2 protein-coding genes are annotated in these 1177 nt (G+C 74.3%); one reads left to right on the forward strand and one right to left on the reverse strand.

Annotated features, from left to right (window positions below; genetic code table 11):
• Nucleotides 1–455 (forward strand): TlpA disulfide reductase family protein (locus tag D180_RS15200; protein ID WP_017913467.1); only part of this gene is annotated, 455 nt, incomplete at its 5' end.
• Nucleotides 456–689: 234 nt separating this feature from the next.
• Here D180_RS15200 and D180_RS15205 read toward each other — a convergent pair.
• On the reverse strand, nucleotides 690–1177 hold a 488-nt coding region (locus tag D180_RS15205), incomplete at its 5' end, for an FAD-binding protein (protein WP_017910039.1).

Genomic DNA, 1177 nt, shown 5'->3' on the forward strand with positions numbered 1-1177 from the left:
CGCCGCCGGTCGCCGCAGCGCGCCCGGGCGATCTGGCCCCCGCGCTGCGCCAGCCCACGCTCGACGGCGGCCACCTGACCCTGGCGCAGTTCCGCGGCCGGCCGCTGCTGGTCAACGTCTGGGCGAGCTGGTGCGAACCCTGCGTGCGCGAGATGCCGGAACTGGACCGGCTGGCGCGCGCGCAACCCAGCGACGGCCTGCAGGTGCTGGGCATCGCCCTGGACCGTGCCGAAGACGTGCGCGACTTCCTGCAGCGGGTGCCGATCGGCTACCCGATCGCGCTGGAGACCCCGGGCCCGGCCGACGCCAGCGTGCGCCTGGGCGACACCCAGGGCCTGCTGCCGTACAGCGTGCTGATCGACGCCGACGGCCGCATCGTCAGGCAGAAGCTCGGCCCGTTCGCGCCGGGCGAAGTGGAGGGCTGGGTGGGCGGCGGCGCGCAGCCGACGCAGTAGCCGGCGAGCCAGCCGCCGATGCGCGCCCTTGTGGGAGCGACGTCGGCGTCGGCGACGCATTGCCGATGGCGCTGTCGCGACTCACCTCGCGCCTCCCAAGCGGCTTGCGGCGAGCCTGCCGGGTGCACTGTGGGAGGGACGTCAGTCCCGACGCATTGGATTATCGGGAAAGCGCACTGCGGCGTCGTGAGAGTTGCCTCCCACGCCACGTCCACGCCGCACTGGATCAGTCCGCTAAAACGCCTGCCGCTGGCGTGCTTCGCCAACACTGCCATTCCCGGTCCGCACCTGCGCCAGCGTCGCCAGCTCCTCGGCCAGGCGCTGCGCGGCGGTGCGCAGTTCCGGCACCGCGGTGATCTCCCACAGCACGCCACGCAGCAGCGGCCCGATGCAGTACAGCCCGGCGACCGGATGGCCGCTGCCATCGCGCACCCGCAGGCGCTCGTCCACCTGCAGCCCCAGGCCCAGCGGATCGGCCTGCAGCAGGCCGGCGTCGCGCATCGTGGCGACCAGCGGATGGCTGGTGCGGGCGACGTCGGTGTCCAGCCCGGTGGCGCGGATCAGCACGTCGAAGTCCTCGGTGCGCGCGTTGCTGCTGGCGCGATCGCGGATCACCGCTTCCACCGCGGTCTCGCCCAGCCGCGCGCGCAGCAGGCGCCCGGCGCGAATGCGCAGCTGGCCCTGCGCCTGCAGTTGCGCCAGCGCGGCCGCCGCGGCCGGCA

It is taken from the genome of Xanthomonas sp. SHU 166, from assembly GCF_000364685.1.
GTDB classification, from domain to species: Bacteria; Pseudomonadota; Gammaproteobacteria; order Xanthomonadales; family Xanthomonadaceae; genus Xanthomonas_A; species Xanthomonas_A sontii.